Annotated in this window: 18 protein-coding genes and 2 tRNA genes; 9 read left to right on the forward strand and 11 right to left on the reverse strand. The window is 53.9% G+C overall.

The features are described 5' to 3' along the window. Window positions 1-15 precede the first annotated feature (15 nt). Window positions 16-1,470 (reverse strand): AMP nucleosidase, encoded by a 1,455-nt coding sequence (locus ACMVME_RS08060; RefSeq protein ID WP_014170778.1) that lies wholly within the window; start codon window positions 1,468-1,470, stop codon window positions 16-18. A 73-nt stretch (window positions 1,471-1,543) separates the two neighbouring features. Then, on the reverse strand, window positions 1,544-2,860 hold the full coding sequence (gene shiA, locus ACMVME_RS08065; protein ID WP_032680659.1) for a shikimate transporter: 1,317 nt from the start codon (window positions 2,858-2,860) through the stop codon (window positions 1,544-1,546). Window positions 2,861-3,051: 191 nt separating this feature from the next. On the opposite strand from shiA, the gene ldtA reads away from it, so the two are divergent. Next, window positions 3,052-3,951 carry a L,D-transpeptidase gene (ldtA, locus tag ACMVME_RS08070; RefSeq protein ID WP_063858302.1) on the forward strand — a complete coding sequence of 300 codons (900 nt, stop codon included), beginning with the start codon at window positions 3,052-3,054 and terminating at the stop codon, window positions 3,949-3,951. A gap of 61 nt (window positions 3,952-4,012) precedes the next feature. Here ldtA and ACMVME_RS08075 read toward each other — a convergent pair. Further along, window positions 4,013-4,088 (reverse strand) — tRNA-Asn (locus ACMVME_RS08075). Between the two features lie 320 nt (window positions 4,089-4,408). On the opposite strand from ACMVME_RS08075, the gene nac reads away from it, so the two are divergent. The 4 genes from nac to ACMVME_RS08095 all read left to right on the forward strand — a co-directional run bounded on the left by nac (window position 4,409) and on the right by ACMVME_RS08095 (window position 9,521). Beyond that, a complete protein-coding gene (nac, locus tag ACMVME_RS08080; protein ID WP_014170773.1) occupies window positions 4,409-5,326 on the forward strand; it encodes a nitrogen assimilation transcriptional regulator NAC in 918 nt (305 codons plus the stop codon). A 96-nt stretch (window positions 5,327-5,422) separates the two neighbouring features. Then, entirely contained in the window at window positions 5,423-6,373 is a 951-nt protein-coding gene (gene cbl, locus ACMVME_RS08085) for an HTH-type transcriptional regulator Cbl (RefSeq protein WP_025203722.1), read from the forward strand. Between the two features lie 480 nt (window positions 6,374-6,853). Next, window positions 6,854-9,175, forward strand: a complete 2,322-nt coding sequence (locus ACMVME_RS08090; protein WP_230941173.1) for a hypothetical protein — start codon at window positions 6,854-6,856, stop codon at window positions 9,173-9,175. Then, a complete protein-coding gene (locus ACMVME_RS08095; protein ID WP_059305604.1) occupies window positions 9,165-9,521 on the forward strand; it encodes a hypothetical protein in 357 nt (118 codons plus the stop codon). Before ACMVME_RS08090 ends, ACMVME_RS08095 begins: the two co-directional genes overlap by 11 nt. Before the next feature lie 262 nt (window positions 9,522-9,783). Here the strand turns inward: ACMVME_RS08095 and ACMVME_RS08100 are convergent, their stop codons facing one another. The 7 genes from ACMVME_RS08100 to ACMVME_RS08130 form a co-directional block, all read right to left on the reverse strand. Beyond that, a complete protein-coding gene (locus ACMVME_RS08100) occupies window positions 9,784-11,046 on the reverse strand; it encodes a tyrosine-type recombinase/integrase (RefSeq protein WP_068794894.1) in 1,263 nt (420 codons plus the stop codon). A gap of 163 nt (window positions 11,047-11,209) precedes the next feature. Further along, window positions 11,210-11,285, reverse strand: a tRNA-Asn gene (locus tag ACMVME_RS08105). 164 nt (window positions 11,286-11,449) lie between these two features. Next, window positions 11,450-13,639 carry a TonB-dependent siderophore receptor gene (locus ACMVME_RS08110; protein ID WP_014170770.1) on the reverse strand — a complete coding sequence of 730 codons (2,190 nt, stop codon included), beginning with the start codon at window positions 13,637-13,639 and terminating at the stop codon, window positions 11,450-11,452. Between the two features lie 26 nt (window positions 13,640-13,665). Beyond that, window positions 13,666-14,991 (reverse strand): lysine N(6)-hydroxylase/L-ornithine N(5)-oxygenase family protein, encoded by a 1,326-nt coding sequence (locus tag ACMVME_RS08115; protein WP_047955799.1) that lies wholly within the window; start codon window positions 14,989-14,991, stop codon window positions 13,666-13,668. Then, entirely contained in the window at window positions 14,988-16,730 is a 1,743-nt protein-coding gene (gene iucC, locus ACMVME_RS08120) for an IucA/IucC family protein (RefSeq protein WP_074439212.1), read from the reverse strand. Before iucC ends, ACMVME_RS08115 begins: the two co-directional genes overlap by 4 nt. Next, entirely contained in the window at window positions 16,727-17,674 is a 948-nt protein-coding gene (locus tag ACMVME_RS08125; protein ID WP_047744882.1) for a GNAT family N-acetyltransferase, read from the reverse strand. Before ACMVME_RS08125 ends, iucC begins: the two co-directional genes overlap by 4 nt. Continuing rightward, window positions 17,674-19,416: an IucA/IucC family protein gene (locus ACMVME_RS08130; protein WP_068794773.1), complete on the reverse strand. Its 1,743-nt coding sequence runs from the start codon at window positions 19,414-19,416 to the stop codon at window positions 17,674-17,676. Before ACMVME_RS08130 ends, ACMVME_RS08125 begins: the two co-directional genes overlap by 1 nt. Window positions 19,417-19,554: 138 nt before the next feature. Here ACMVME_RS08130 and ACMVME_RS08135 point away from each other — a divergent pair, with 138 nt between their 5' ends. Then, window positions 19,555-20,766 carry an MFS transporter gene (locus tag ACMVME_RS08135; protein WP_068794772.1) on the forward strand — a complete coding sequence of 404 codons (1,212 nt, stop codon included), beginning with the start codon at window positions 19,555-19,557 and terminating at the stop codon, window positions 20,764-20,766. On the opposite strand, the gene mtfA is transcribed toward ACMVME_RS08135, so the two are convergent. After that, a complete protein-coding gene (mtfA, locus tag ACMVME_RS08140) occupies window positions 20,763-21,560 on the reverse strand; it encodes a DgsA anti-repressor MtfA (protein ID WP_014170764.1) in 798 nt (265 codons plus the stop codon). The genes ACMVME_RS08135 and mtfA overlap by 4 nt on opposite strands. A gap of 577 nt (window positions 21,561-22,137) precedes the next feature. Between mtfA and ACMVME_RS08145 the strand changes: the two genes are divergently transcribed. The 3 genes from ACMVME_RS08145 (at window position 22,138) to ACMVME_RS08155 (ending at window position 24,831) form a co-directional block, all read left to right on the forward strand. Beyond that, the gene (locus tag ACMVME_RS08145) at window positions 22,138-22,518 is read left to right on the forward strand and encodes a tail fiber domain-containing protein (protein WP_251858772.1); all 381 of its coding nucleotides are present in this window, start codon (window positions 22,138-22,140) and stop codon (window positions 22,516-22,518) included. Window positions 22,519-22,858: 340 nt separating this feature from the next. Continuing rightward, window positions 22,859-24,064, forward strand: coding sequence for a conjugal transfer protein TraF (gene traF / locus ACMVME_RS08150; RefSeq protein ID WP_251858771.1), 1,206 nt, complete (start codon window positions 22,859-22,861; stop codon window positions 24,062-24,064). Between the two features lie 89 nt (window positions 24,065-24,153). Next, the gene (locus tag ACMVME_RS08155; protein WP_414743408.1) at window positions 24,154-24,831 is read left to right on the forward strand and encodes a class I SAM-dependent methyltransferase; all 678 of its coding nucleotides are present in this window, start codon (window positions 24,154-24,156) and stop codon (window positions 24,829-24,831) included. Window positions 24,832-24,850 lie beyond the last annotated feature (19 nt).

The following is a 24,850-nucleotide window of genomic DNA, read 5'->3' on the forward strand; positions in this document are numbered from 1 at the left end:
TATTCCTTGTTCTGGTTAGCGGAATGGCGGCTCGTTGAAGGTACGTAATTTACGGGAATGCAGCCTGTCACCTTCCGCACGCAGTAAATCAATGGCGCGAATGCCGATTTGCAGATGTTCGGAGATAGCCCCTTCATAGAAACGGTTGGCCTGACCCGGAAGCTTAATTTCGCCGTGCAGCGGTTTGTCGGAAACGCACAGCAGCGTGCCGTAAGGGACACGGAAGCGATATCCCTGTGCGGCGATGGTGGCGCTTTCCATATCAATCGCGACGGCACGGCTGAGATTGAAACGCAGCGCGGAGGCGGAGTAACGCAGTTCCCAGTTGCGGTCATCCGTCGTCACTACCGTACCGGTACGCAGACGCTGTTTAACTTCTTCACCCGGCATACCGCTCACCTCTTTGGTGGCGTCATACAGCGCACGCTGCACTTCGGCGATGCTCGGGATAGGAATATCCGGTGGAAGCACAGCGTCAAGCACATGGTCATCACGCAGATAGGCGTGTGCCAGCACGTAGTCGCCAATCAGTTGGCTTTCACGCAGGCCGCCGCAGTGTCCAATCATCAGCCACACGTCCGGGCGCAATACCGCCAGATGGTCGCAGATGGTTTTGGCATTTGACGGACCAACCCCGATGTTAATTAAGGTGATCCCCTGGCCGTCAGCGGTGATCAGGTGCCAGGCAGGCATCTGGTGTTTTTTCCACGCCAGGTCGGAGATGGCCTGCTCGGGTGCCTCGGTTTCCGCGGTGATCCAGATCCCGCCGGCGCAGGACAGCGCGATGTAAGGGCTATCCGGGTCGAGGATCTGGCTACAGCCCCAACGGACAAACTCGTCGACATAGCGGGTGTAGTTGGTAAACAGTACAAAGGGCTGGAAATGGTCGACGGGCGTCCCGGTGTAGTGACGCAGGCGCGCCAGAGAGAAATCCACGCGGCGGGCATCAAAGTGCGACAGCGGTGAAAATTCTGCCGGGTGGTAGATACCATCCGCCGTCTCATCGCCAATCTGCGACAGCTCGGTGGTCGGGAAATGGCGCGTCAGCCCCGCGCTCATGGAGCGGTCAAGGGTTAATGCTGAACCGTCAATCACATACGGATACGGGATCTCATGCTGTGAAGGTTCAACGGCAATGTGCGCGCCGTAATCCTGATACAACAGCGTGAGTTGCTCTTCAAGATAAGGGCGGAACAGTGCAGGGCGGGTGACGGTGGTGCTGTAGCAGCCGGAGTGGGTAAAGCGTGCGTAGGCGCGCGTTTTCGGCGTGTTAGTCGCGCTGCCGTCCCAGGTGACGGAAAGCGATGGATAAACAAAAAGGCCCTTACTTCTGGCCTTTTCGTCGGGGAGTTTCCCTGTTTCGATATACTCACTGATGGCGCTGCGCAGCGCGTTGACGGACTGTTCATACAGTGCATCGAGTTTTTCCAGTGCCTGAGCCGGGGTCAGGCTGGAGCCCTTATTATTCATCTCTGTCTCCTTGTTCCACAGGTGTGCGACTCTACCCGATAGTATGTCACACGCCTGTGAAACAAAAGTGAGATCAGGTGTGGCTCGTCTCTTTCATCAATAGCGCCGTCGCTGCTGACAGCAGGCAACCGGCCAGCAGATAAAGTGCCACACTATGCCAGTTGCCGCCGGAGAAGGTCACCAGCGCGGCGGCAATAAATGGCGTAAACCCGCCGCCGACCACGCTTGCCACCTGATAGCCTACGCCCGCGCCGCTGTAGCGATAGCTCGCCCCGAACAGTTCGGTAAACATGGGCTGCTGCACGCAGACCACCATATCGTGGGCGATGTTAGCGAGCATGATGGCAAAGAAGACAATCCAGAAGATCGACTGTGCCTCCAGTGCCATGAAGAACGGCCAGGCGCTGAGGGTGCCAATCAGCGCCCCGGTGATATAGACGCGACGGCGACCAAACCTGTCCGCCAGCCAGGCGAAGCAGGGGATAGTCAGGCAGCTGATCCCGCCGACCAGCAGGCCAATGTTCAGGAACAGCTCGCGGGGCAGACCGAGATTTTGCGTTGAATAATTGAGGGCAAAGGCGGTCACGATATACATCGTCAGCAGTTCGCACAGGCGCAGGGCGATAATTTTCAGAAAAGCGCCAGGATGCCGGACAAGCGCTTCCATCACTGGAAGCCGTTTTCTGGCAACGGGCGGTTCTTGCCGCTGTTGTTCGAACTCAGCAGATTCCTCCATGCCGTTGCGGATCCACAGTGCAGCGACAACCAGCACGATGCTGAAGATAAACGGAATGCGCCAGCCCCAGCTCAGGAATTGTTCATCGGTGGTGAAGTGGCTCATCAGCGACACCAGCCCGGTGGAGAGCAGCAGACCTACGCCATAGCCCACCTGCACGCCGCTGCTGTAAAACGCTTTCTTGTTCTTCGGGGCACTCTCAACGGATAACAGCGCCGCGCCACCCCATTCGCCGCCTACCGCGAAGCCCTGAATGGCGCGCAGCGTAACCAGCAGCACCGGCGCCCACCAGCCAATGGTGGAAAATGAAGGGAGAACGCCAATCAGCGCGGTGGCGATGCCCATCATCCAGACGGTGAGCATCAGCATGCGTTTGCGTCCGAGACGGTCACCGAAGTGGCCGAAGATCACTCCGCCCAGTGGACGAAACAGGAAGCCGACGCCAAAGGTGGCAAACGCGGCGAGCGTACCCATTGCCGGGCTAATCTGGGGGAAGAATTCGCGGTTAAACACCAGCGCGGCAGTAATGCCGTAAAGCAGAAAATCATACCAGTCGACGACGGCACCCGCGAAGCTGCCGAGGGCTGCGCGGCGGGCACGATTGAGCGAAGGTGTCTCCTCGTTGGGATGTGTGGAGGTGAGAGTGGAGTCCATAGTTGTCCTGTCTGCACGTATTTCTAATTATTGGTATAAGAAAAGGTCACTCACATAGCCACCGTCATATAAACGGAACGTATGAGACTACCGCGCCAGGGCGCGTGTGCAAACTGATTTTATTTCCTGATGGGTAATGCAAAGTGGCTACGCTATGCTTAGCAAATCGAGGTGCGACTGAGGAAGGGAATATGTGTCGTATAAATGTGTTGAGTTGTCTTGCTGCATTACTTATCAGCCAGAGCGTTCAGGCGGTAAGTTATCCTTTACCGCCGACAGGCAGTCGGCTGGTGGGCACTTCGCAAACCATTACCGTGCCGGATCACAATACGCTACCGCTCGAAGCGTTTGCCGCGCAATACGGGCAGGGTCTGAGCAATATGCTGGAAGCGAACCCGGGCGTGGATCCTTTTTTGCCTAAATCCGGTACGCGACTGGTGATACCCCAGCAGCTGATTTTGCCTGACACCGTCCGCGAGGGAATTATCGTTAATGCGGCAGAAATGCGCCTCTACTATTACCCACCGGGAAGTAACACTGTTGAAGTGTTACCCATCGGCATTGGTCAGGCCGGGCGCGAAACCCCGCGAAACTGGGTCACAGCGGTAGAACGTAAGCAGGAAGGCCCCACCTGGTCTCCTACGCCGAATACGCGACGCGCCTATGCGGCAGAGGGGAAAACGCTGCCTGCATTCGTGCCCGCCGGGCCCGATAACCCAATGGGACTGTATGCGATTTATATTGGCAGGCTGTATGCCATTCACGGGACAAACTCCAATTTTGGCATCGGACTGCGGGTGAGCCAGGGTTGTATTCGTCTGCGCAATAACGACATTAAATATCTTTTCGATAACGTCCCGGTAGGCACCCGTGTGCAGCTTATCGATCAGCCCGTTAAAGTGACGACAGAGCCGGACGGCAGCCGCTGGGTTGAGGTGCATGAACCGCTATCACGGAACCGGGCGGAATTTGAATCGACCCGGAAAGTGCCTTTGCCGATATCTGCCTCGCTGCGAACCGAGCTTGTCAACGAGGGGGCGGGCGCGGAACTGGAACGTCGGTCAGGGATGCCGGTTAAGCTCGGCAACTGAGGGCAATTTTACCTGCCGCAGAAAAGCAAAAAGCCTGCTATAAAAGCAGGCTTTTCAAATTTGGCTCCTCTGACTGGACTCGAACCAGTGACATACGGATTAACAGTCCGCCGTTCTACCGACTGAACTACAGAGGAATCGTGTGAACGGGGCGCATATTATCGACGTCAGCCGGCCTTGTCAAAGGGTGGATCAACGCCTTTTGATCGTTTGCTGACAAAATCAGCAAAATGGCGTTTTTGACGCCGGAATGCACCGTAATGGTGCGCGCATACCCCTAATGGGGCAGATCATAAACTGCTGTTTCAGTAATAAAACCGCTGCTTATGATTAGCTTTCCTTATTTTCAGCCGCTTAGCGACAAATCAGACCTCTTCGTAAAACTGGCATTCATATTGCAAAACCCTATCAACAATGAAAAGCCAGTACCGGCACAGCATTTCGAACAGGGGGCAAAATGAACTTAAGACGACTGAAATACTTCGTAAAAATCGTCGATATCGGCAGCCTGACTCAAGCGGCGGAAGTGCTGCATATCGCGCAGCCTGCGCTGAGCCAGCAGGTGGCTACTCTGGAAGGCGAGATGGATCAGCAGCTGTTGATCCGCACCAAACGTGGCGTGACGCCAACGGAAGCAGGCAAAATCCTTTATACCCATGCGCGCACCATCCTTCGCCAGTGCGAACAGGCGCAGCTGGCGGTGAATAACGTGGGCCAGACGCTGAGCGGCCACGTATCCATTGGGCTGGCTCCGGGAACGGCCGCGTCCTCTATTACCATGCCGCTGCTGCAGGCCGTCCGCGCAGAGCTGCCAGAAGTACTGGTTTACCTGCATGAGAACAGCGGTTCTGTGCTGAATGACAAACTTCTTAGCGGCCAGCTGGATATGGCGGTGCTGTACGACCGCTCACCGGTGGCCGGGATCACCAGCCAGCCGCTGCTGAAAGAAGATCTCTACCTTGTGGGCACCCGCGACTGTCCGGGGCAGAGCGTCGATCTGACGGCCGTAGCAGAAATGAATCTTTTCCTGCCACGTGACTACAGCGCGGTGCGCGTGCGTGTGGATGAAGCGTTCTCCCTGCGCCGCCTGACGGCAAAAATTATCGGTGAAATTGATTCCATCTCCACGCTAACCGCCGCTATAGCCAGCGGTATGGGTGTGACCGTCCTGCCTGAATCCGCAGCACGTTCGCTGTGCAGCGCGGCAAACGGCTGGATGGCGCGCATCACCACGCCTTCGATGAGCTTACCGCTGTCGCTGAATATGTCCGCGCGCGGATCGCTGTCACCTCAGGCGCAGGCGGTAAAAGAGATTCTGATGTCGCTGGTCAGCAAACCGTCTCTGGAGAACCGTGAGCTGCAGCTGGTGAGTTGATATTCCATAAAAGCATAAGATGCTGGTTTTTATTATTTGTTCTGCAGGTCGGCTGACTCTAACAATAGCGTTATGTCAGATGCGCCGGAGTGAATCGTGAATTTCCAGCAACTTAAAATTATCCGTGAGGCGGCCAGGCGGGACTACAACCTGACCGAGGTCGCCAATATGCTTTATACCTCTCAGTCCGGCGTCAGTCGCCATATCCGCGAGCTGGAAGAAGAACTGGGTATAGAGATTTTTATCCGCCGCGGCAAGCGTCTGCTTGGCATGACGGAGCCGGGAAAAGCCTTGTTGACCATCGCTGAGCGGATCCTCAACGAGGCCAGCAATGTGCGTCGCCTGGCGGATCTCTTTACCAATGACGCCTCGGGCGTCCTCACTATCGCCACCACCCACACCCAGGCGCGTTACAGCCTGCCGCCGGTGATTAAAGCCTTCCGTGAACTTTTCCCTGACGTCCGTCTGGAGCTTATCCAGGGCACACCGCAGGAAATTGACGTGCTGTTGCAAAACGGTGGGGCAGATATCGGCATTGCCAGTGAACGCCTGAGCAACGATCCGCTGCTGGTGGCTTTCCCGTGGTTTCGCTGGTACCACAGTCTGTTACTTCCCGTCGACCATCCGCTGAATCAGGTTACGCCCCTGACGCTGGAAGATATCGCGAAATGGCCACTGATTACCTATCGGCAGGGTATTACCGGACGCTCGCGCATTGATGAAGCCTTTAACCGCAAAGGCTTAACGCCGGATGTGGTGCTGAGTGCACAGGACTCTGATGTGATCAAAACCTACGTCGAGTTGGGGCTGGGCATTGGTCTGGTGGCGGAACAGTCCGGTGGTGAACGCGAGACGGAGAACCTGGTACGACTGGATACGCGTCATCTCTTTGATGCCAATACCGTATGGCTCGGCCTGAAGCGTGGACAACTGCAGCGCAACTATGTGTGGCGCTTTATCGAACTCTGCAACGCCGGGCTGTCCGTGGATGAGATTAAACGTCAGGTGATGGAGCCAGAAGAAGTGGCGATTGATTATCAGATTTAGCGGCTGGCTTTCAAACGCAACGCCATAAAGCTCAAGGGAAATCGCCACGCGCCGAACCATCATAGTAAACGGAAGCAGTTGCCCAAAGAGAAGCCTGTCTGAGGTGGCGTATGTATTTTTATCACATACGCCACCTCAGACAGGGGGCGGAAACATCCTGACGGTAACGTGGCTGAGTTGGCAGACTGTCCGAAATTGATTCCTGATACAGTCTGAGTACGCAATGCCGCATCAGCCCTGTCTTTTGGCCTTCAGCCCTGTAGCCTTTTCGGGCAGGGCCGTTACCTTTATGCGCCAATACCCTTCAGCCTTTTCCCTTTCGTAAGACCCTTAATATCTACGTGCTGTTGCGGTAACATCTGTTATCGTCTGCAAACGCATAATTACCTGCCTGTAATAAAATCTGCATAAATTTTACTCCCCTTCGTATTAACTCCCTGCGACTATTATGGTTTTAGGGATTTAACTTAAGGAAAAACGATGGACATACGTTACCCGGTACGGAAGGCCGACGGGCGGGAGTATAAGAACTATGACGAATTGCTGACCGACATCCGCAAAAATGCCCACGGTTGGTGGTTACTTGGCATGAGTCGTTACTGGCACGGCGGTATCCATATCGGATCATCCTCCTCTCCGGCATCGGTGCTGAGCCAGAATGTACCGGAAACGTCTGTACCGCTCCAGTTCATGATGGACGGCGAAGTGGTGGCATGGCGGGTGAACCGGGACTACGCGAATATTGAATGCATGCAGGCGCAATCGCTTCGCCAGTCCGGTACCTTTGTGCTTGTCAGATCTGTGTACAAGCCTGATGAACAAGATGAGTCCTCCTGGCTGACGCTGTATCAGCTTTATATGCACCTGGCACCTTTGTCAGAATATCCTGAACGCCCGCTTTATCGGGTTACGCCGAAAGGTCATGGTGTGCGGATGCGTAAATATTCCCGCCATGACGACAGCCGCGAAATTGTGCCGGAAGTACTGACAAACAAACACGGTCACAGCAGGACGCTGATGCAGGGCGATACGCTCGCAGTACTGCAACAAATATCGTTTTTGATGGAAAGACAGCCTGAGCCGTTCGCCCTGGTGCAGCGCCTTCAGGATGGTAAACCCGCCGGGGAGCTCTTCTGGGTTTCAATGCGTCCTGAATATCTGGAGCCTGACGGTGAATGTCACGTGTGTCTACCTGACTGGATGCACGATGCGCTGAATCACGGCATGTTTGATGATGTGGTGGTGCCACCTGTCCCACTTAAAGTGACGGTTAAGGCGGGTGATCCGGTCGGATTCCTCGGCGCTCAGGATCTGGCCGATGAAGATAATTACCCACAAATAATCACCACGGACTATAAAACGCATATCGAATTGCTGAGCCTTGATGAGCATGTGCCGGATTTTGTGGCCAACGTGAAGGGCATTAAAACCGGCAAAAAGTTTATCAAGCTTAAGCTGAAACGACCAATGTACCTGCGAAACGGAGAGAATGAAGACAGTACCTTTGAGCAGATGAGCGCCATTACCCGCGCTGATGCCGGAAGAATTATCCCGCGCGATGCCACGTACCCGTTTACGGATAAAACCGGGATAACGTACTTTCAGATCCGCCCACACAGCTGGATGCACCAGGACGATGTTGAGCAGCTCAGTCAGCATGATTTAGCCGCGTTAAACTTTCACTGCATCGAAGCTGCCCCCACAACCGATTTTACCCGCACGCTGGATGAACCCTGGGTTATTGATGCCCTGAGAAGCATCGATTCTCACTTTGATGGCGAAAAAGGGCCACAAAGTTCACAGGCAAAAATGTTTTATGACAGCCTGATCCACAACGCTGAAAACAGAAGACCACCCAGCCCATACCCTGATAAATCACAGGACCAGTATTTGTTTGACGCACTGCATACGAATCAGATGAATATCCCGGAGTATGCGCGACGGCTGATAGTGAAACATGACAGCGACTGGCACAGTACCCGGGATGATACACGCTGGTCATCGGTATTTAAGGACAAGGACGAAAGTCCAGTTGTGAAACTGGCTAACGGCGGATTTCTGGACGCCACGCACTGGATGGATAAGGTTCAGCCGTTCGCCAGTCAACGTTCAGTATGGCACTTTCATCCTCTGGAGTTCTTATATGTAATGTCCGGTGATGATGATATGGATATAAAATGGTTAACTGTACCTAAAGGGCAGTTAACGTTTGATGCTGAAGGAAATGATAATAATAGTAGTCCTTATTTCAGTCGCCATATTCACTGGCCGGGTGGTGTTTCAGGAATAACGATTGGCCGGGGATATGACCTGGGTCAACAAAATGATCCAACATCAGACCTTGACTCTATTGAATTAAGTCAACCGCTTAATACCTGGCTTGTCGAATCAAAAGGTCTGTCTGGCTTAGAGGCTCAAAATCGTTATGAATCAGCAAACAATGACATCAGTAGTTATGAGATAACCAGAAAACAGCAATATGATATTTTTGTTATCATTTACAATAGGTTAGAAGCCGATGTCAAAAGAATATGTCAGAAGCCTGCAACCATCAGGGCATATCATCCGAATCAAAATATCACTCCGGAACAGGCATGGAATGATATTCCAGAAAAAATAAAAGAGGTACTTGTTGACCTTAGATATCGTGGAGATTACACATCTCATGCTCGCTCTTTAATTCAGCGCTACGCATACATTGGGGATTTATCTGCATTCGGTCAGATATTATCAAATAGAGCTCAGTGGTCAAATGTTCCACAAGATAGATTCTTAAGGAGAGTTAGATTTTATGAAAATTAAATGTCTGTTACTTATTTTATTTGCTTCATATTCTACAGCAGGTTTTGCCGCATTTTCCGAGGCGGAAAATAATCAACTGGCGAGCATTAATCAGAAAAGTTCAGGAGAAGTTAAATCCGCACTGGACAATTTGAATAAATCTATTGATGAACAAATCGATAACAATATAGAGCGTAAGTCTTTGATTTTGGATCTGAAAAATTCGTGGGGGCAGATGATTAATAAAAAATGCCAGCTGGAAACTATAGAGTCAAAAGGGACTGATGCAGAAATGGCCGAAATGAATAATTGTCTTATTAAAAATTATCAGGAAGAAATGAAGTATTTTGATGCAATGCTTCCATAATTGTATCCTCAGGCTCCTGGTCTTGGTTTGTCGAAGCAAGGTTTTACTGTACGAATAACAGTAAGTTTAAAAAAGCCGCCGCAAGATACAATCTTGTAGCGGCCTCTTTGAGGCGCTGAAAAGCGTTAATTCTTATATAATTATAGTGGGTTGATAATTGGTCTGGTGCAGAACTGAATTACATTTTATTCTGAATTGAATACCTCAATATCCGGCAATTACGTAAAATCTACAAACATACACGATTGAAAAGAGGTCTGTGCTATGAAGCTTCTCTCTCGTGTCCCGCATACTGATAAGGCGATAGATACCGCTCTATGTTTACATCCAGATAATCCGCCCACCACTGCATCATGCTGATCCGCTCTTCCAGATATTCTGCCTTATGGATATAGGCGGCACCCACGCTGTTTCTTTCCTGATGGCTCATCTGTTTTTCAATGGCCTGCTTGCTCCATAGCCGCGACTCACTCAGCGCACTGCATGCCATCGCCCGGAAACCGTGACCGCAGACCTCTTTTTTGGTGTGATAGCCCATCACACGTAATGCCTTGTTGATAGTGTTGTCGCTCATGCACTTATCCTGGTCGTATTCGCCGGGGAAAATAAACGTCAGATGCCCAGAGAGCGCTTCAGTTTGCTTCAGGATCGCGATCGCCTGAACGGATAGCGGGACGATGTGCTGTGTTTTCATCTTTGTGCCACGATGGGAGAAGAGCACGTTTTCGAGCTGTTCCCGTTCTTCCGGGATTATCCAGAGCTTCTGCCGCCAGTCGGTCTCACTCCAGCGGGCAAAGCGCAGTTCGCTGGAGCGGACAAAGAACAGCAGCGACAGCTTAAGCGCATACCGTGTCAGCAGCCTGCCGGAGTAGTTATCCGTCCGGGATAACAGTTCAGGCAGTTTTTCAAGCGGCAGGGCCGGGTAATGTTGCGTCCCCGGTGGGGTAAACTCACCATCCAGATCCAGCGCCGGGTTTGATTTGATGAACTGCTTTTTCACCGCATAGCGCATGATTTCGGTGACGTAGTTTTTCAGCATTGCGGTGATCTCCAGAAAGCCTTTGTTCTCCACTTTACGCAGGGTAAACAGCAGATCTTTCGTGACGATTTGATGGATATATTTGTCCCCGAGATCCGAAAACATATACCTTTCCAGCCTGCGCTGGATGGTCGTCGCATAATGTGCAGAACAGCGCCGGTGGTCGGCATGCCAGTTCATGGCGATCTGGCGGAATGTCTGTCTGTTTTTCTTTTTCTGCTGTGCGATTTTTTTGTCAACGGCGGGATCGGCTCCTTCACGCACTTTACTGCGTGCCGCATCCCGGAACTGGCGCGCCTTAAGAAGGGAAACATCTGGGTAGGGGCCAAAGGCCAGCTTCTTCTCTTTCCCGTCAATGCGGTACTTCATATACCAGAGTTTTGAGCCATTAGACTTGATCAGCAGGTACAGTCCTGAACTGTCGCCGAGTTTGAAGGGTTTGTCAGTGGGTCTGAGATTGCGGATAGCGGTATCTGTGAGTGATATAGCGGGGGGGCTCCATGCGTTCAACGAACCGTGAGGCCCCCGAGCAAGCCCAAAAACACAGATGCCAAAAAAACCGGCAATCCTTATCAGGACAACCGGTTCAGTCTAACTGCTTGTTTTTAAAACGTCTTAAGACTCACTGAGATGTCTTAAGACTAAAATTTGGCTCCTCTGACTGGACTCGAACCAGTGACATACGGATTAACAGTCCGCCGTTCTACCGACTGAACTACAGAGGAATCGTGTGAACGAGGCGCATAGTATCGACCTCAGTTCGTCTTGTCAAAGGGGGAAAACGCACTTTTCGTTCGTTTGCCGACAATTTCAGCAAATCGCTGATTTTATAGCAAATTTGTGCTGAAATTACACAGTAAATTGCGCCGCCCGCAGGCGGCGCGCAGGATTAGAACAGTACGGAGTAGTTCAGACCAAACGTACGGCCACGGCCTTTATAAGTATACAGACCTGGTGCACCGTAGGTTGGGCTATACAGCCCCGGCGCACGCTGACCCCAGGCGGTGGTGTAGTCTTTGTCCAGCACGTTTTCCACGCTGAAGCTCACTTTACCCACCGGCAGGTCGTAGCTGCCCAGGAAGTCGACCGTGTTATAGCCATCGATCTTCTTACCGTCGGCATCTGACACGTCAAAGGTCTGCGTACTCTGCACGCGCAGGGTCCAGTCGCCCGGTGCCCAGTTGACCCAGGCGCTGGCTTTCGACGGGCTGGCGCTGTCTACCGTCAGCTTCTCCCATTTACCGTTTTCGCGGGTTTCAGACTTAATGGCGTTAAAGTTCGCGCCGGTGCTCCAGTCGCTGTCGGTGAAGAAATAGTCCACCTGGCCTTCAATCCCGTAGATACGACGTTTGTCGTCTTCCAGGTTGATGGTCATGTCCGTTTTGTTGATGGTGATGGTTTTGTCCGAGAGCGAGTAATACGCCGCAACCTGCGTACGCAGGTTGTCGCCGGTGTAGCGCCAGCCCAGCTCATACGCGTTAACCTTAATGCCGTCCAGCGTCGAGTCGTTAACGTTCACGCTGTTCAGCAGGCGATAGTGCCCGTCGACAAGCTGGTAGGTACCGGAGCCGTAGTACTTCGCCAGGTCCGGAATTTCGAAGCCCTGGGAGAAGTTAAACCACAGCTGCTGCTGTTCGGTCAGGCGGCCAAGGATCCCGGCGTTGAACAGGAAGTTGTTGTAATTGGTTTTCCCGCCCGGTACCGCATCAGCCGATGTGGCTTTCCCGTTAGCGATGGCCTGTTGCTGGGTATAACCTACGAAGTCATCCACCTTGTTTTCGGTGTACTGATAGCGCACGCCGCCGCTCAGGGTAATGGCATCAATGTCGTAGCTGGCCTGCAGGAACGGGGCGAGGTTGGTAATGCTGTAACCCGGGTAACGGCCCACGTTATAGGCGTTCTCCAGATCCATGCCGCCGCTTGCTGCCGCTTTATCCAGGTTGAAGAACTGCTGGTTAGCGTCGAAGGTTTCGTGGTCAGCATCCACACCCCAGGTCAGCGTTAAATCATCCATCGGTTTGCTGTTCAGCGTCAGCTTGCCGCCGTAAAAATCGGTTTTCTGCTGCGACGCACCGATGCTGCTCACCACGCCTTTGGTCAGTGTCGGGAACGGGTAGTAGGTCAGGCTTTCGTCACGATAGTAAATCTGTGCGACCAGATCCTGGCCCCAGAAATCGGTGTTGGAGTACTGCAGGTTAATCAGATGCCGCTCTGTGCCCGGCAGGCGGTCAGAGTTCAGGTTGCCTTTATTGTAGGCTTTGGCATCACCCGTAACCGCGGAGAAGTTTTCCCCAAGGAACAGGCCATGCTTCCCGTCGGACTCGCTCTTGTAGTATTGCGTCGTAAGCTGCAGCTGCTGATGATCGTCGATGTTGAGGGTGCCTGTTCCCATCACATCCAGACGGTCGGAATACTGTAATCCGGTCTGGGTGTTATCAATAATCACCTCGTTGCCTTTGCCGTCGTACCAGCCGCCGTAGCGCTGATACGATACTGACAGCCGGCCAGAGGCATTGTCGTTGCCGCCGCTCACCGCGGCTGACACGTTCTCATCGTGGTCGTTGTGGCTGTTAAAGCCACTCTTTGCTCCGGTCTGGAACTCCACTTCGGTATCCGGCTGGCCTTTTTTGGTCACGATATTCACCAGACCGCCGGTGCTGCCGCCGCCGTAGAGGGACGTGGCGCCGGAGATCACTTCGATACGGTCAATGTTGAACGGATCGATAGAGTCAAGCTGGCGGCTGTCGCTGCGGGACGAGTTAAGACGCACGCCATCCACCATCACCATCATCGAGCGGCCGCGCAGGTTCATACCGTAGTTGGTGCGGCCCTGGCTGCTGACGTCCATGCCCGGGATCAACTGCGCCAGCACCTCTTTAATCTCTTTTCCACCCTGAACCTGCTGTTCAATCTCAGCACGCTCAATAACCCAGGTAGTCTGCGCCATCTCCGCCACGCTGCGGTGCGCGCGGCTGGCGGAGACAACAATATTTTCTTCCTTTTGTTCTTCCGCCCACGCAGAGGTAGAAAGCATTGCAAGCAAGCAAGGATTTAAAACCCAAAGATGAGAACGTTTCATTGTTATGTAGTTCCTGAATGTGTGTGTCAGTACTCGGTGGTTCTTGCTAAAGATTGATAAACCTGACTGCTGTCCAGGCGGGGAGTGCTTCGCCAGTGGATCACGCCAGGGGTAGTGGCCAGCTCAAACGGCTCGTCGTCGTGCGCGCGATTCAGAATACGCGCGGCGCGCCAGGCCATCAGGCTGAGCTGGGGTTCGGCAATGCCAAGACGGTGCATCCCGGCATTCACGGCGAACAGGCGGTTGCTCTGCGGACCGTCCCATTCAAGGGTGAAATCATTGTTGATGCAGAAGGTTTCGTCGGCGTCCAGACGCAGGCGATGGGAGAGCGGTGCCAGAAACGCAGGCTGCACGGTGCGATAGCCGGTCGCGAAAATCACCACGTCGGTATCGAGTTGTTCACGGCCACCGTCAAGGTGATGCTGTAACGTCAGGCGCTTGCCGTTCTCCTGCTGCGCGATCGCGGTGACCGAGCGAGAGGGCAGGAGGTGTGCCCACGGTTTTTCCCGCAGCACTTCGAAGCGGTGATACATGGCGCGATAAATCGCCAGCAGAGACTCCGTGGTGATGCCGTCGGAGGTCATCTTCTGCTCGTGCAGCATCTGACGACGCGCCTCTTCGCCAAGCGTGGAGAAGCTGTCTACATATTCCGGTGTGAAATACTCGTTGGCGAAAGCCGCTTCATCCAGCGCGTTATAATTGTTGCGTCGGGAAACCCAGTTCAGGCTCAGTGGCTGACCCCACTCCCCGCGGAAGATATTCAGAAACAGATCCGCACCACTCTGACCTCCGCCGACGACGGTGACGCGCTTGCCCGCTAAGTCCGGCGTGCGCAGCATCATCTCGCTAGCGTGGAAGCAGCTGTCATCCTGCGCCGGAGCGCAGTCAGGCAGGTTAATCTGTTTGCCAATTCCCACGCAGACGTTACGCGCCAGGAAGCGATCGCGCTGAGTCACCACGTCGAACAGACCGTTTTTTTCATCAAAACTGACCTGCTGTACCTGCTGGCTGAAGGACAGGTTAGTGAGATTTTCCGCGGCCCAGCACAGGTAATCGGCAAACTCTTCGCGAGAAACGGTACGCTGCTCGGTGGTCAGAAAACGATAGAACTTTTTACGCTGCACCAGATAGTTAAGAAAACTGTGGCGATTGGTGGGCTCCACGGCGCTCACCAGATCTTTCAGGAAGCTGGTTTGCATATGGCAGTCCGGCACCATCATGCCAGGGTGCCAGGAGAAATGCGGCTTGCGTTCAAGAAACAGCGAACTAAAACCGTCCAGTCCTTCAGCCAGTGCGGCGATGCTGAGGTTAAACGGGCCAATACCAATGCCGATGAAATCATACGTTTTCATTGCGCTGACTCCTGGGAGACCAGAAAAAGAGGGTTATCAAGATCGGTGACATAGTTCGGCAACATGCGGCTGCCGCCGTCGTGTTCGGAGAAGGTCAGTTTGACCGGGTTGAGGATCACGCGAATAATTTGCGGCTTAAACAGATCAAACTTCGCAAAGCGTTCGGCGAGATCGGGATGCGCGGCCATATAGCGGCGCAATACCTCGGCCAGGATCTGGTAGAAACGGGTTTCGCTGACGCCGCTTCGCAGGGTAAGGCGTGAAATAAACCGCAGCACCGTGACAAAGTTACCGGTTTGCAGATCGTGAATGATGTAATCCGCACTCAGGCGCGCCGTGACGGACTTCACCTGTTCAGGCAGGCTTGCTGCCTGCGGGAAATCTTCATCCACCAGGCGCATGTCCCCCTGGAAATCTTTCAGCAGGATGCGTTGCGGGATGGCGTCTTTCATCACCAGCGTCACGTTCTGGCCGTGGGCGATAAGCGCCACGCCGTAGCGGCAGAGCAGGTGATAGAAGGGGATGACCGTCGCGTCAAAGAGCTTTTCCAGCCAGGCTTCAGCGGTCAAACCGGATTGGGCGATCCATGCGTCAATCAAGGGGCGTCCGGCGTTATCGCTCTCCATCAACGCAGCCATCAGCACCGCTTCTTCACCCTGCTGAAGATAACAGGACGGATTTTCGCGCCAGATAACCCCCAGCATCTCCTGATAGCGGTAAGGCGCTTTCGGCAGCGCGGCGTAACCCGGGTGGGAAAGATACCCGGCCGCGGGCTCGCCAAGCACCTGCGCGCCACAGCGAATAAGCGTGGAATCGCTGGCGAACTGCTGCTGTAACCAGCGTGAGGCCAGCGGGCCAGCGGCAATGTACTTACCCGGAATACCGCGATAGCAGGAGGTGTTGTAAATGGTCAGCGGCAGCTTGATGTCAAACGGCGCGCGGCGGCTGGCATTGGTGAGGGTACGCAACGATTGCTGCGCCAGGTACTCGTCGCCAAACTCGCCCAGCTCAACCATTTCGCCGCGCGCGAGTTGCGCCAGGAAATGGACAGCAATCTTTTGTTGCCACTGCCACGGATGCAGCGGCACGGGCAGCCAGTTATCATCAAGATCCAGCGCCTGCCAGCGGGCATCAAACCGGGCGCGCTCGGCGTTATCCATGGCGCTCGCCAGCAGAGTACTGATATCGCAATCAACATCGCTGCTCCAGACCAGGTGCGCACGTTGCACGGCGACCCAGTGCAGGCGAAAACGGCCACGGTATTCCGGGGCATACTGGCGTAGCGCATCCAGCCCCCAGCCGCGGCGTCCCTTGTTAAAGATAAACTTAGGATGGCCGCTCATCAGGCACTGTAATTCGTCCGGGTCGAGATGAATGAGCGCGTCAGCATCCAGCGTTTCACGCGCCTGTAACAGCTGAATGTCACCCCGCAGCGTGGCATAGAGATCTTCCAGATGCTCCGCGGTCTGCGCGTCGCTCATCTCCAGTACCGTCGCAAGCTGCAGCAGTGCAGTTTCTGCGTCCACTGCGTTACCGCTGACGGTGGTCAGGCTCTCGGGGTCGATATGCAGCCAGCCCCAGATCCCGCGCGTGGCCTGGAACTGCCAGGTCTCCGCGCCCATGGTGATTTGCCAGCGATTGTCTGCAAGCTGCCGGGCGCTCAGGGTGCGTTCATATTCCAGCTCGGCGAGGATCTTCGCCACCATGTCGCGGTTCACTTTCTGCCAGTACACGTTCACAGTCCCACCTCGCTGAAGAAGCGGTGACGCTGGTTCATGATGAGGCGCGAGCGTTTATGCGGGAAGTCGAACTCTTTTACGGTTTCGAAACCGGCAGACGAAAGATGGCGGAACAGGCGCTGGTTGTCGAAACGCGGCTCGGCAACGATGCGTGTTGTGCGTGGCTCATCCAGCCACAGATAATGGCTCAGACCGCGCAGCCAGCTGCGGATATACTGCGCGCCGCGCCAGTTTTCTTCCCCAACCAGCATGTGCAGGCCGCGGTCAAACGCCTGCCAGCGATAGTGACGGCCAATACGGTCTTCCGCCGCCCAGTAAATTTCAAAGTAGCCGAACGGCTGGTCATCAAAGCAGCCGATAAGCGGATAACAATAGGTCGAGTCGAGCTGACGGCGCAGGTAATTTTCCTGCTCCGCCTGCGGGCCGGCCATCTCCCAGAAGGCGTTAACGCGCGGGGTGTTCATCCAGCGGGTGAAACGTTCGCCGTCCTGCGCCACATCGGCCACGCGGAAACTCAGGGTGCGTTTAATCTGCGGGTCGTAACGGCGATAGACTTCGCCTTGCGGACGGTGAGGGCGCCGCGGGAAGTAAAGCTGACGGCTTTCATCGAACTGCATGCCGCCGTGGTTCTGGGGCCGTTCTCCCTGCAGCCACAGGGGCAACTGCCAGAACGTTTCGCGCGGCAGATAATCTCCGCTGGCAAGCGTAAACAGCGCCTGCGCCTGCGGTTCATCCTGCCAGGCAGACCAGGGGAGCGTGACGCCGGTCAGTGCCGGTGCGGCGATAAACAGCTGATCCAGCGCGTCGACTAACCAGCCTTCCGGGATACCACTCACGCGCTCAAGCACTGCGCTGCCGTCGAGACCTAACGTCAGGGGCAGAGTGTTCTCCGTTGCGGTGCAGCGAAAGCCATAGCCAGAATGGACGATATTCGCGTTTGCCATCACGCCTTCTCCTTGTAAAACGGGTTGCTAAAGTCGAAATAGATCACTGCCGGATCGGCGATGGTGTTTTCGTTGCGATCGTGCAGATAGCAGAAAAAGTTGCCTTTACAGTTCCAGGTTGGGCTGTCGAGCACGTAGTCGAGGCAGCGGGTCTGTTTCGCTGTTTTGCGTAATTCGGCCAGTGCGTCACGCACCTGCGCCATCAGGCTCTCTTCGCTGTCGAAACCGGCGGCGGCGAGGGCGGCAGTCACGGCAAGCGTTGAGTTCAGCAGCAGGTAGTAGGGGAAGTAGCGCAGCAGCTGGCTTTCGCCAAAACGGTTTTCCACATCATGTTCACCCGCCTCTTTTAGCCATTCATCGGCGCCTTCAGTCCAGGCGCTGCCCTGACAATCGCGGTAGATCAGCCCGACGGGGAAATCCTGCTGCATCTCAACGAGGATATTTTGCTGGTGCGCCAGCAGAACCAGGCCGTAATCCGCTTCAGCGCTAAACAGCGGAAGTAAGACGCGATCGCAATACGCCTGCACCCAGCAGCGCGCAGCCTCGGCGAGGGGTAAATCCAGGCGATGGCTCAGACGACGTACCGCCGCAACCAGCAAACTGTCACCTCCGTCCGGTGCCGCCTGCGTCAGGCTCACCAGTACATTGGTCTGATTGTCTGGCGTCTCGAACAGCAGGTTCACGCGAAGGGCCATCAGGCTCTCTTCCTGGATGACGCCATTTTCATCACGCAGCCCCGCCCAGCCGTCTTCCTGCATAACACGCAGGGTCGGGTAGCGTGCCTGTAAGGTCTGCCAGCGCGCTGTCTTAGCCAGACGCGCCAGGCGCATACCGCGTTTAACCTCTTTCACCGACAGCGTGCGCACGGAGTTGGTCAGGCGCACGCTGAGGGAAAACTTGATCATGTCGCTGTTGGTTTCGCTGTAGAGCGAGCGCGAGGAGCTGGTGGGCAGCCACTGCGCGCCCGCTTCGCCCAAATCCTGCAGGTCGCCGTTAGCCACAAGACGCTGGCACCAGGCCTGACCCAGCAGATGCTCGGCCTGCCACGGATGCATCGGCAGCAGCCAGCAGGTATCGGTGAAGTGACCGAGGAGCTCAGGGGCACTCTGCGCTGCGAAGCGCAGCAGGCGTTCGCGAAGAGAGACGGCCAGGCTGTCGCCGGCAATCAATTCACGCTTAACCGCAAACCAGCGCAGCGGGAAGCGGGAGGCAAAATCAGGCAAATAGCGGCGCGCTTCACTTTCGTTAAACGGCTCGTGAGATTTGGGGGCCGGGTGAAACGCATGCCCCACCAGCAGCGCCTGTTCTGCTTGCGCAAAATTCAGCGGTTTGTCACGCAGGTTTGCCCAGTTGTGGCGCAAATCTATGGCCTGCCAGGTGTGGGCATGGCTTTCAAGGGCACGTTGCTTAAAGCGAGCCAGCGTTTCGGTATCGAGTGAGCCTTTAACTGAAGGTTTTTCCAGAATTAAGTCAACCAGTTGCGTGAAAGTGACGGCGTCACCGCTGTCGCTGTCGCGCTGGATAAGCGTCGCCGGAAAGTGATACTGATGATGCTGAGTCGGAGAGAAATAGCGTACCGGAACCCGAATGGCCTGGGTTGAAGAGAGCGGAATATGAATCTGCGATAGCTCATCCGCAACGGTAGCGGGGAGATAGCGCCAGTCCTTCGTTTCACGCAACAGGGCGTTCAAAAAACACTGGGCCGCAACGTCTGTACCGGCGGAGCGGGGCAGAGTACGCATAGGTGTACCTCATTCCATGATTGATAATAATTATCGTTATGATATGCATTCTGTTTACAGTCGCAACTATTTTTGCAATATTTGTTTTCATAAATTTCATGATTTCCACACATTTATTGACACTATGTTCACATTCTCATGCGCACTTACCCTGAAACACTGACGGAAAACCTCACCCCGAAAGCGAACTGGCCACTGGCGTTATGCGCCGGATTGTTAGGTATTGGGCAAAACGGTTTGCTGGTCATGCTGCCGCAACTGGTCACCCTGACCGGGTTATCGCTCTCCGTCTGGGCGGGGCTGTTAATGTTCGGCTCCATGCTCTTTTTACCCGCATCGCCCTGGTGGGGGCGTCAGAGCGAGCGACACGGCTGCAAGGTTGTGATGCAGGCCTCGCTAAGTGGCTATCTGGCGAGTTTCGTCGTGATGGCGCTGGTGGTTTGGGCGATGGCAAGCGGGATGATGAGTGCTGTCTGGGGGCTGGCGGGCCTGATCCTCTCGCGTACGCTGTACGGCCTGACCGTCTCAGGGCTGGTGCCCGCGGCTCAGACATGGGCCATTCAGCGCGCGGGTCTGGATAAACGCATGGCCGCGCTGGCGACCATAAGCTCCGGCCTCAGCTGTGGTCGTCTGCTGGGGCCGCCGCTGGCGGCGATGATGCTTAGCGTCAATCCGGTGGCTCCCCTCTGGTTGATGGCGATTGCACCGTTTATCGCTCTCCTGCTGGTCCTTCGAGAGGTCGCCGATCCGCCGCTGCCGCCGGTCGCGCATCAGGCGACGCGTGTGCAGGTTTCAATGCTGCCGTACCTTGTGCTGGCGTTGCTTCTGGCCGCACTGGTGAGCCTGATGCAGCTTGGCCTGTCACCGCATCTCAGCCCTCTGCTGGACGGTGACCCGCGAGAGGTAAGCCATCATGTCGCGCTGCTGCTGAGCCTGGCCGCGCTGGCAACCCTCGCTGCACAATTTCTGGTGGTCCGTCCGCAGCATTTCAGCCCGGTGACATTGCTCTGCCTGGCCGCGGTACTGATGGTGACGGGACTGGGGCTAATGTGTATTGCCGGTCTGGTGTTGTTCTACGTGGGGATTGTCATGACGTCGCTGGGAGCCGCCATGGCGACGCCGGGATACCAGCTGCTGCTGAATGAACGGCTGACCACCGGAAAAGGGGCGGGAGTGATTGCCACCAGCCACACGCTGGGCTACGGGCTGAGTGCGCTGCTGGTGCCTGTCGTCACGCGTTTATTCGGCGAGGTATTTTTAACGCAGGCCGCCTGGGTGATGGCGCTGATGTTTCTGGTGATGAGCCTATGGGTACGGGCGGTCAATCGTACCCATGTCGACCCGTCTTAATGGAGCTGGTGAGATGAATTGCCGGCAGGATCCTCATTTTGCCGCAGACGCAGCAGAGGGTCTTGCTGATAAAACTGACAGAACCGTTGCCAGAGGGCCGGGAAACGGGGGGCGAAAAGCTCAGGCGCGCTAAAGAAATATTCTGACAGCACCGCAAAGCACTCCGCAGGATCGGTTGCCGCATAGGCATCGATGCTGGCGGCACTTTCGCCCACCAGATCTATCTCATCCTGGATATTATCCATTGCCGCATGCAGATCGTGTTCCCAACCTGCAACCTCACGAAGCGGGATCAGCGGTACACCGCTGGCACGATCCCCGTTGCGGGTATCCAGCTTATGCGCCACTTCGTGAATGATCAGGTTAAAGCCTGATGCGTCGAAGGAGTCCTGAATATCAAGCCAGTTCAGGATGATCGGTCCTTGCTGCCAGCTTTGCCCGGACTGCACCACCCGCTGGTTATGCACCAGGCCGAAATCGTCCTGCCATTCATCGTCCACCACAAACGGTGCGGGGTAAATGAGTACTTCATGGAAGCCATCCAGCCACTCAATACCGAGTTCCAGTACCGGCAGACAGAAAAGCAGGGCGATACGCGCGTTTTTCAGGGGATCCAGCTCGAAGCCCTGCAGCGGAACCAGACGTTTTTGCTGCAAAAAGCGATCCGCCAGTTGAACCAGTTTTGATTGTTCATCCGGCTGAAGATTAGCCAGAACAGGGATCGCCAGCGCTTCATCCCACGGCAGCGCCATATTTCGGCCAGCGTCATTCGTTTTCCAGGGCCACTTAATCATCGCTTTGCTCGCAAACTCGTCACTTGAACAAAAGGGGAAGGTAAGGTTCTGTTAAAATGCCAGACATTCTGCCACCAGGGCAACTCCAAACAGGAGAGATGTGGAGGGGATCCTACACCTTTTCTGCATGCACGTTATCATTTAGGTCACGGAGTGGATAGTGCTTTGAAAAACTGACGTTCGTTTTGTGACTCTGGTCGTCAAGCGTAAGCGCAATGAACGTTCTCTGCGCCTGTCGTTGCCTTCACTTTGTCTCACAGGTGAGACGCTTTCCTCTGAAGCACGGTCAATGCTAAAGAGGTTTATTATTATTTGTATAAGTATTTAGCAGGCAATTTTATTCTACGGAAACTATTATTGATTCATCATAAATACACAAAACGTCCTGTATTTGAAGATTTCACTATAACGTATTAAAAGCCGTCATTTATGTGCGCTTAAAGGAATATTGGTTCTATAGAGTGGAGGCGTTTTTATTGCTATGGTTTGACGGTCAGCAAAACGATATTGTTGATACCCATTATTCCTACCTGATAATTCACGGTGCTAACGCGCTACGTATATTAATGGAGAATATATGCTGTTCAGAAAAATCGCTTTCGTTGCTGTTCCTTTACTTTTTTCCTCCGTTGCATGGGCTGATGTTGGTGCGCCATGTTGCCCTTTCAGCGATGAAAATCTGAAAGAAAATATCAAGCCACTGGATCATTCTCTGGAAAAAATCCTCAAACTGAAAGGCGTTTCTTATACCTGGAAAGAGGATAAAACAGGGGATGTCGGCTTAATTGCTCAGGATGTAGAGAAGGTGTATCCGGAGCTGGTTAAAACTAAAGGTGAAATAAAACATGTTGATTATCAAAAGCTTGTCGCGCCATTGATTGAAGCCGTACGTGAGCAGCAGAATGAAATCAACGCGCTGAAAGCAGACGTCGCCCAATGTGCACGTAAAGCAAACTAGTCGGTTTTTTGGTGTACGCCCGCCGTGTAACCATTGCGGGCATTTCTTGTGTTGCGTAAAAAAGACTGTCTTTGGTGAGTAACAGGGTGAATGCCGGAAAAAGCCGACAGATCTGAGTGTGTTATAAGAGATAGAATTTATTCCTCTTTTAATTTCCGGAAGCGACCTATTACGTGCATTAGTTTTATCTTATTGCCCATTTGAAATAATGAACTTATTGATATTCTGAAAAAGAACCATTTTGTCTCGCCAGGAGAGTCATCTCTTTCACCAAATTATCGACCTCGTCGAATGATGACATCCTGAACGCTATATTGATAAGATTATTTCTCTGGGAATTATGGATAATAAATTACTCACACAGTCTCTCATTGCCGCAGGTCTGATTGCGGCAATTCCTTACGCCAGCGCGTCCAGCAATGGTTTTGACGCACGTAGCTCCGCCATGGGCGGGGTCGGTGTTGCATCGGCACACTTCGGTGCTGCCCCTCTGACCAACCCGGCGCTGCTGGCGACCTCCCGCGAGCAGGATAAAATAAGCCTGATTGCACCGTCAATCGGTGCGCAGGCCAGCGATCCGGCGAATCTGATTGATGGTTTTGATGACGTAACGACGGCATGGGATAACCTGGAAAACGCACTAGGCAGTGGCAATGAGGCGGAAGCTGCTGGCAAACTGGCTGATACCGTAGCGGGCCTGGCGGGTGAACATGCCTATGCGAGCTTGGGGTTAAGCATGGTGCTGGCGGTGCCGGATGACGAATTACCGGTGGCCTTATCCGTCAACAGCTGGGCGAAAGGGCATGCACGCGCCCTGATCAGCCAGTCTGATTTGGATTATCTGGATGATGTCGCCAAAGGTATTATCATTCCGGGAAAAGATGACCTTGATAAACTCACTTCCCGTGCGGAAGGCATGGCGGCGCTGGTGACGGAATATGGCGTGACGGTTGCGCACCCCTTTACGCTCGGCGAACTGCCGGTGGGTGTTGGGATCACGCCTAAAATCCAGCGTATTGAAACCTGGAACTACAACGTCGCCATTAATAATTATGATTCATCGGATCTGCGCGACGGCAACTGGCAGCATCAAACGATGAGCGCCAATATTGACGCAGGCTTTTTTGCCTCCGTCACGCCAGAGTGGATGGTAGCCCTTTCCGCGCAGAACCTGTTTGAAAACAAAGTGAAAACGCGTGAAATCAACGGTTATCAGCCGGCGTTTATCATTCGTCCCGAGCTGACGGCTGGTACGGCCTGGAATAACGAGCGCGTAACCCTGAGTGCAGATATCGACCTCACCCCGGCGAGCAATTTCCAGTATGTTGATAAAAGCCAGTATGCAGCCTTTGGGGCAGAACTGCGTGCAGCGGACTGGGTGCAATTGCGGGCGGGCTACCGGCTGGATATGCGCGGTAACGATCGTCGTGTTGTCACCGGTGGGGTTGGCTTATCCGCCGGTGAGGCCATGCAAATTGATTTAACGGCTATCGCCGGGCGAGATCGCACGATTGGCGGTGTCGCACAATTTACGTTCCATTTCTGATCGAATAAAGGCCACGAGAGTGGCCTTTATTCAGCTGTCATCATCCTGATTTTCCCTACTTCTGTGATTTATTATTTCAGGTGGCTTACGTGAAAAAAGAAACAAATGATGAAATAAAAGTTTATACACCGCTCGCATTGAAATTCTATGACTGGTGGGTGTTAAATATATCAAATCGCTACGCCTGGAAATGCGCCACAGAGCGTCATCTTATTCCGTATTTCAGAAACAACATGAGAAATCATCATCTGGATATCGGGGTGGGAACGGGGTTCTACCTGAATTATGCCCCGTCCCTTTGCACTGTATCTTTGTTGGATTTAAACAGAGCAAGTCTCGAAGCGGCAAATGCTCGCGTGGGAAGAGACAGGATCAAAGAATCTATTCTTCATGATGTTTTCAATCCTTTTCCGTCTCATCTGCATGACCAGTTTGATTCTGTTTCTCTGTTTTATCTGCTTCATTACCTGCCCGGCACGATGAAAGAGAAATCCCCGGTTATCCGCAACGCTGCCACTGCATTAAACGATGAAGGCTGCCTGTTTGGCGCGACCATCCTCGGCGACGATATCGGCCATAACGCTTTCGGGCGTAAACTGATGGCCGTTTATAACAAAAAAGGCATATTTTCTAACAGAACCGACAATATCGACGATTTGCAGACGATCCTGTCAGAGGCTTTTCATCAGGTTGACATTAAAGTAGAAGGTAAAGTCGCCCTGTTTAAGGCTGCGAATAAAAAAACAGGCCGCATACCGGTGAGTTAATTTCAGTGAATTGTCTTTT

The organism is Enterobacter cloacae complex sp. 2024EL-00711 (assembly GCF_047529885.1).
Taxonomy (GTDB): Bacteria; Pseudomonadota; Gammaproteobacteria; order Enterobacterales; family Enterobacteriaceae; genus Enterobacter; species Enterobacter ludwigii.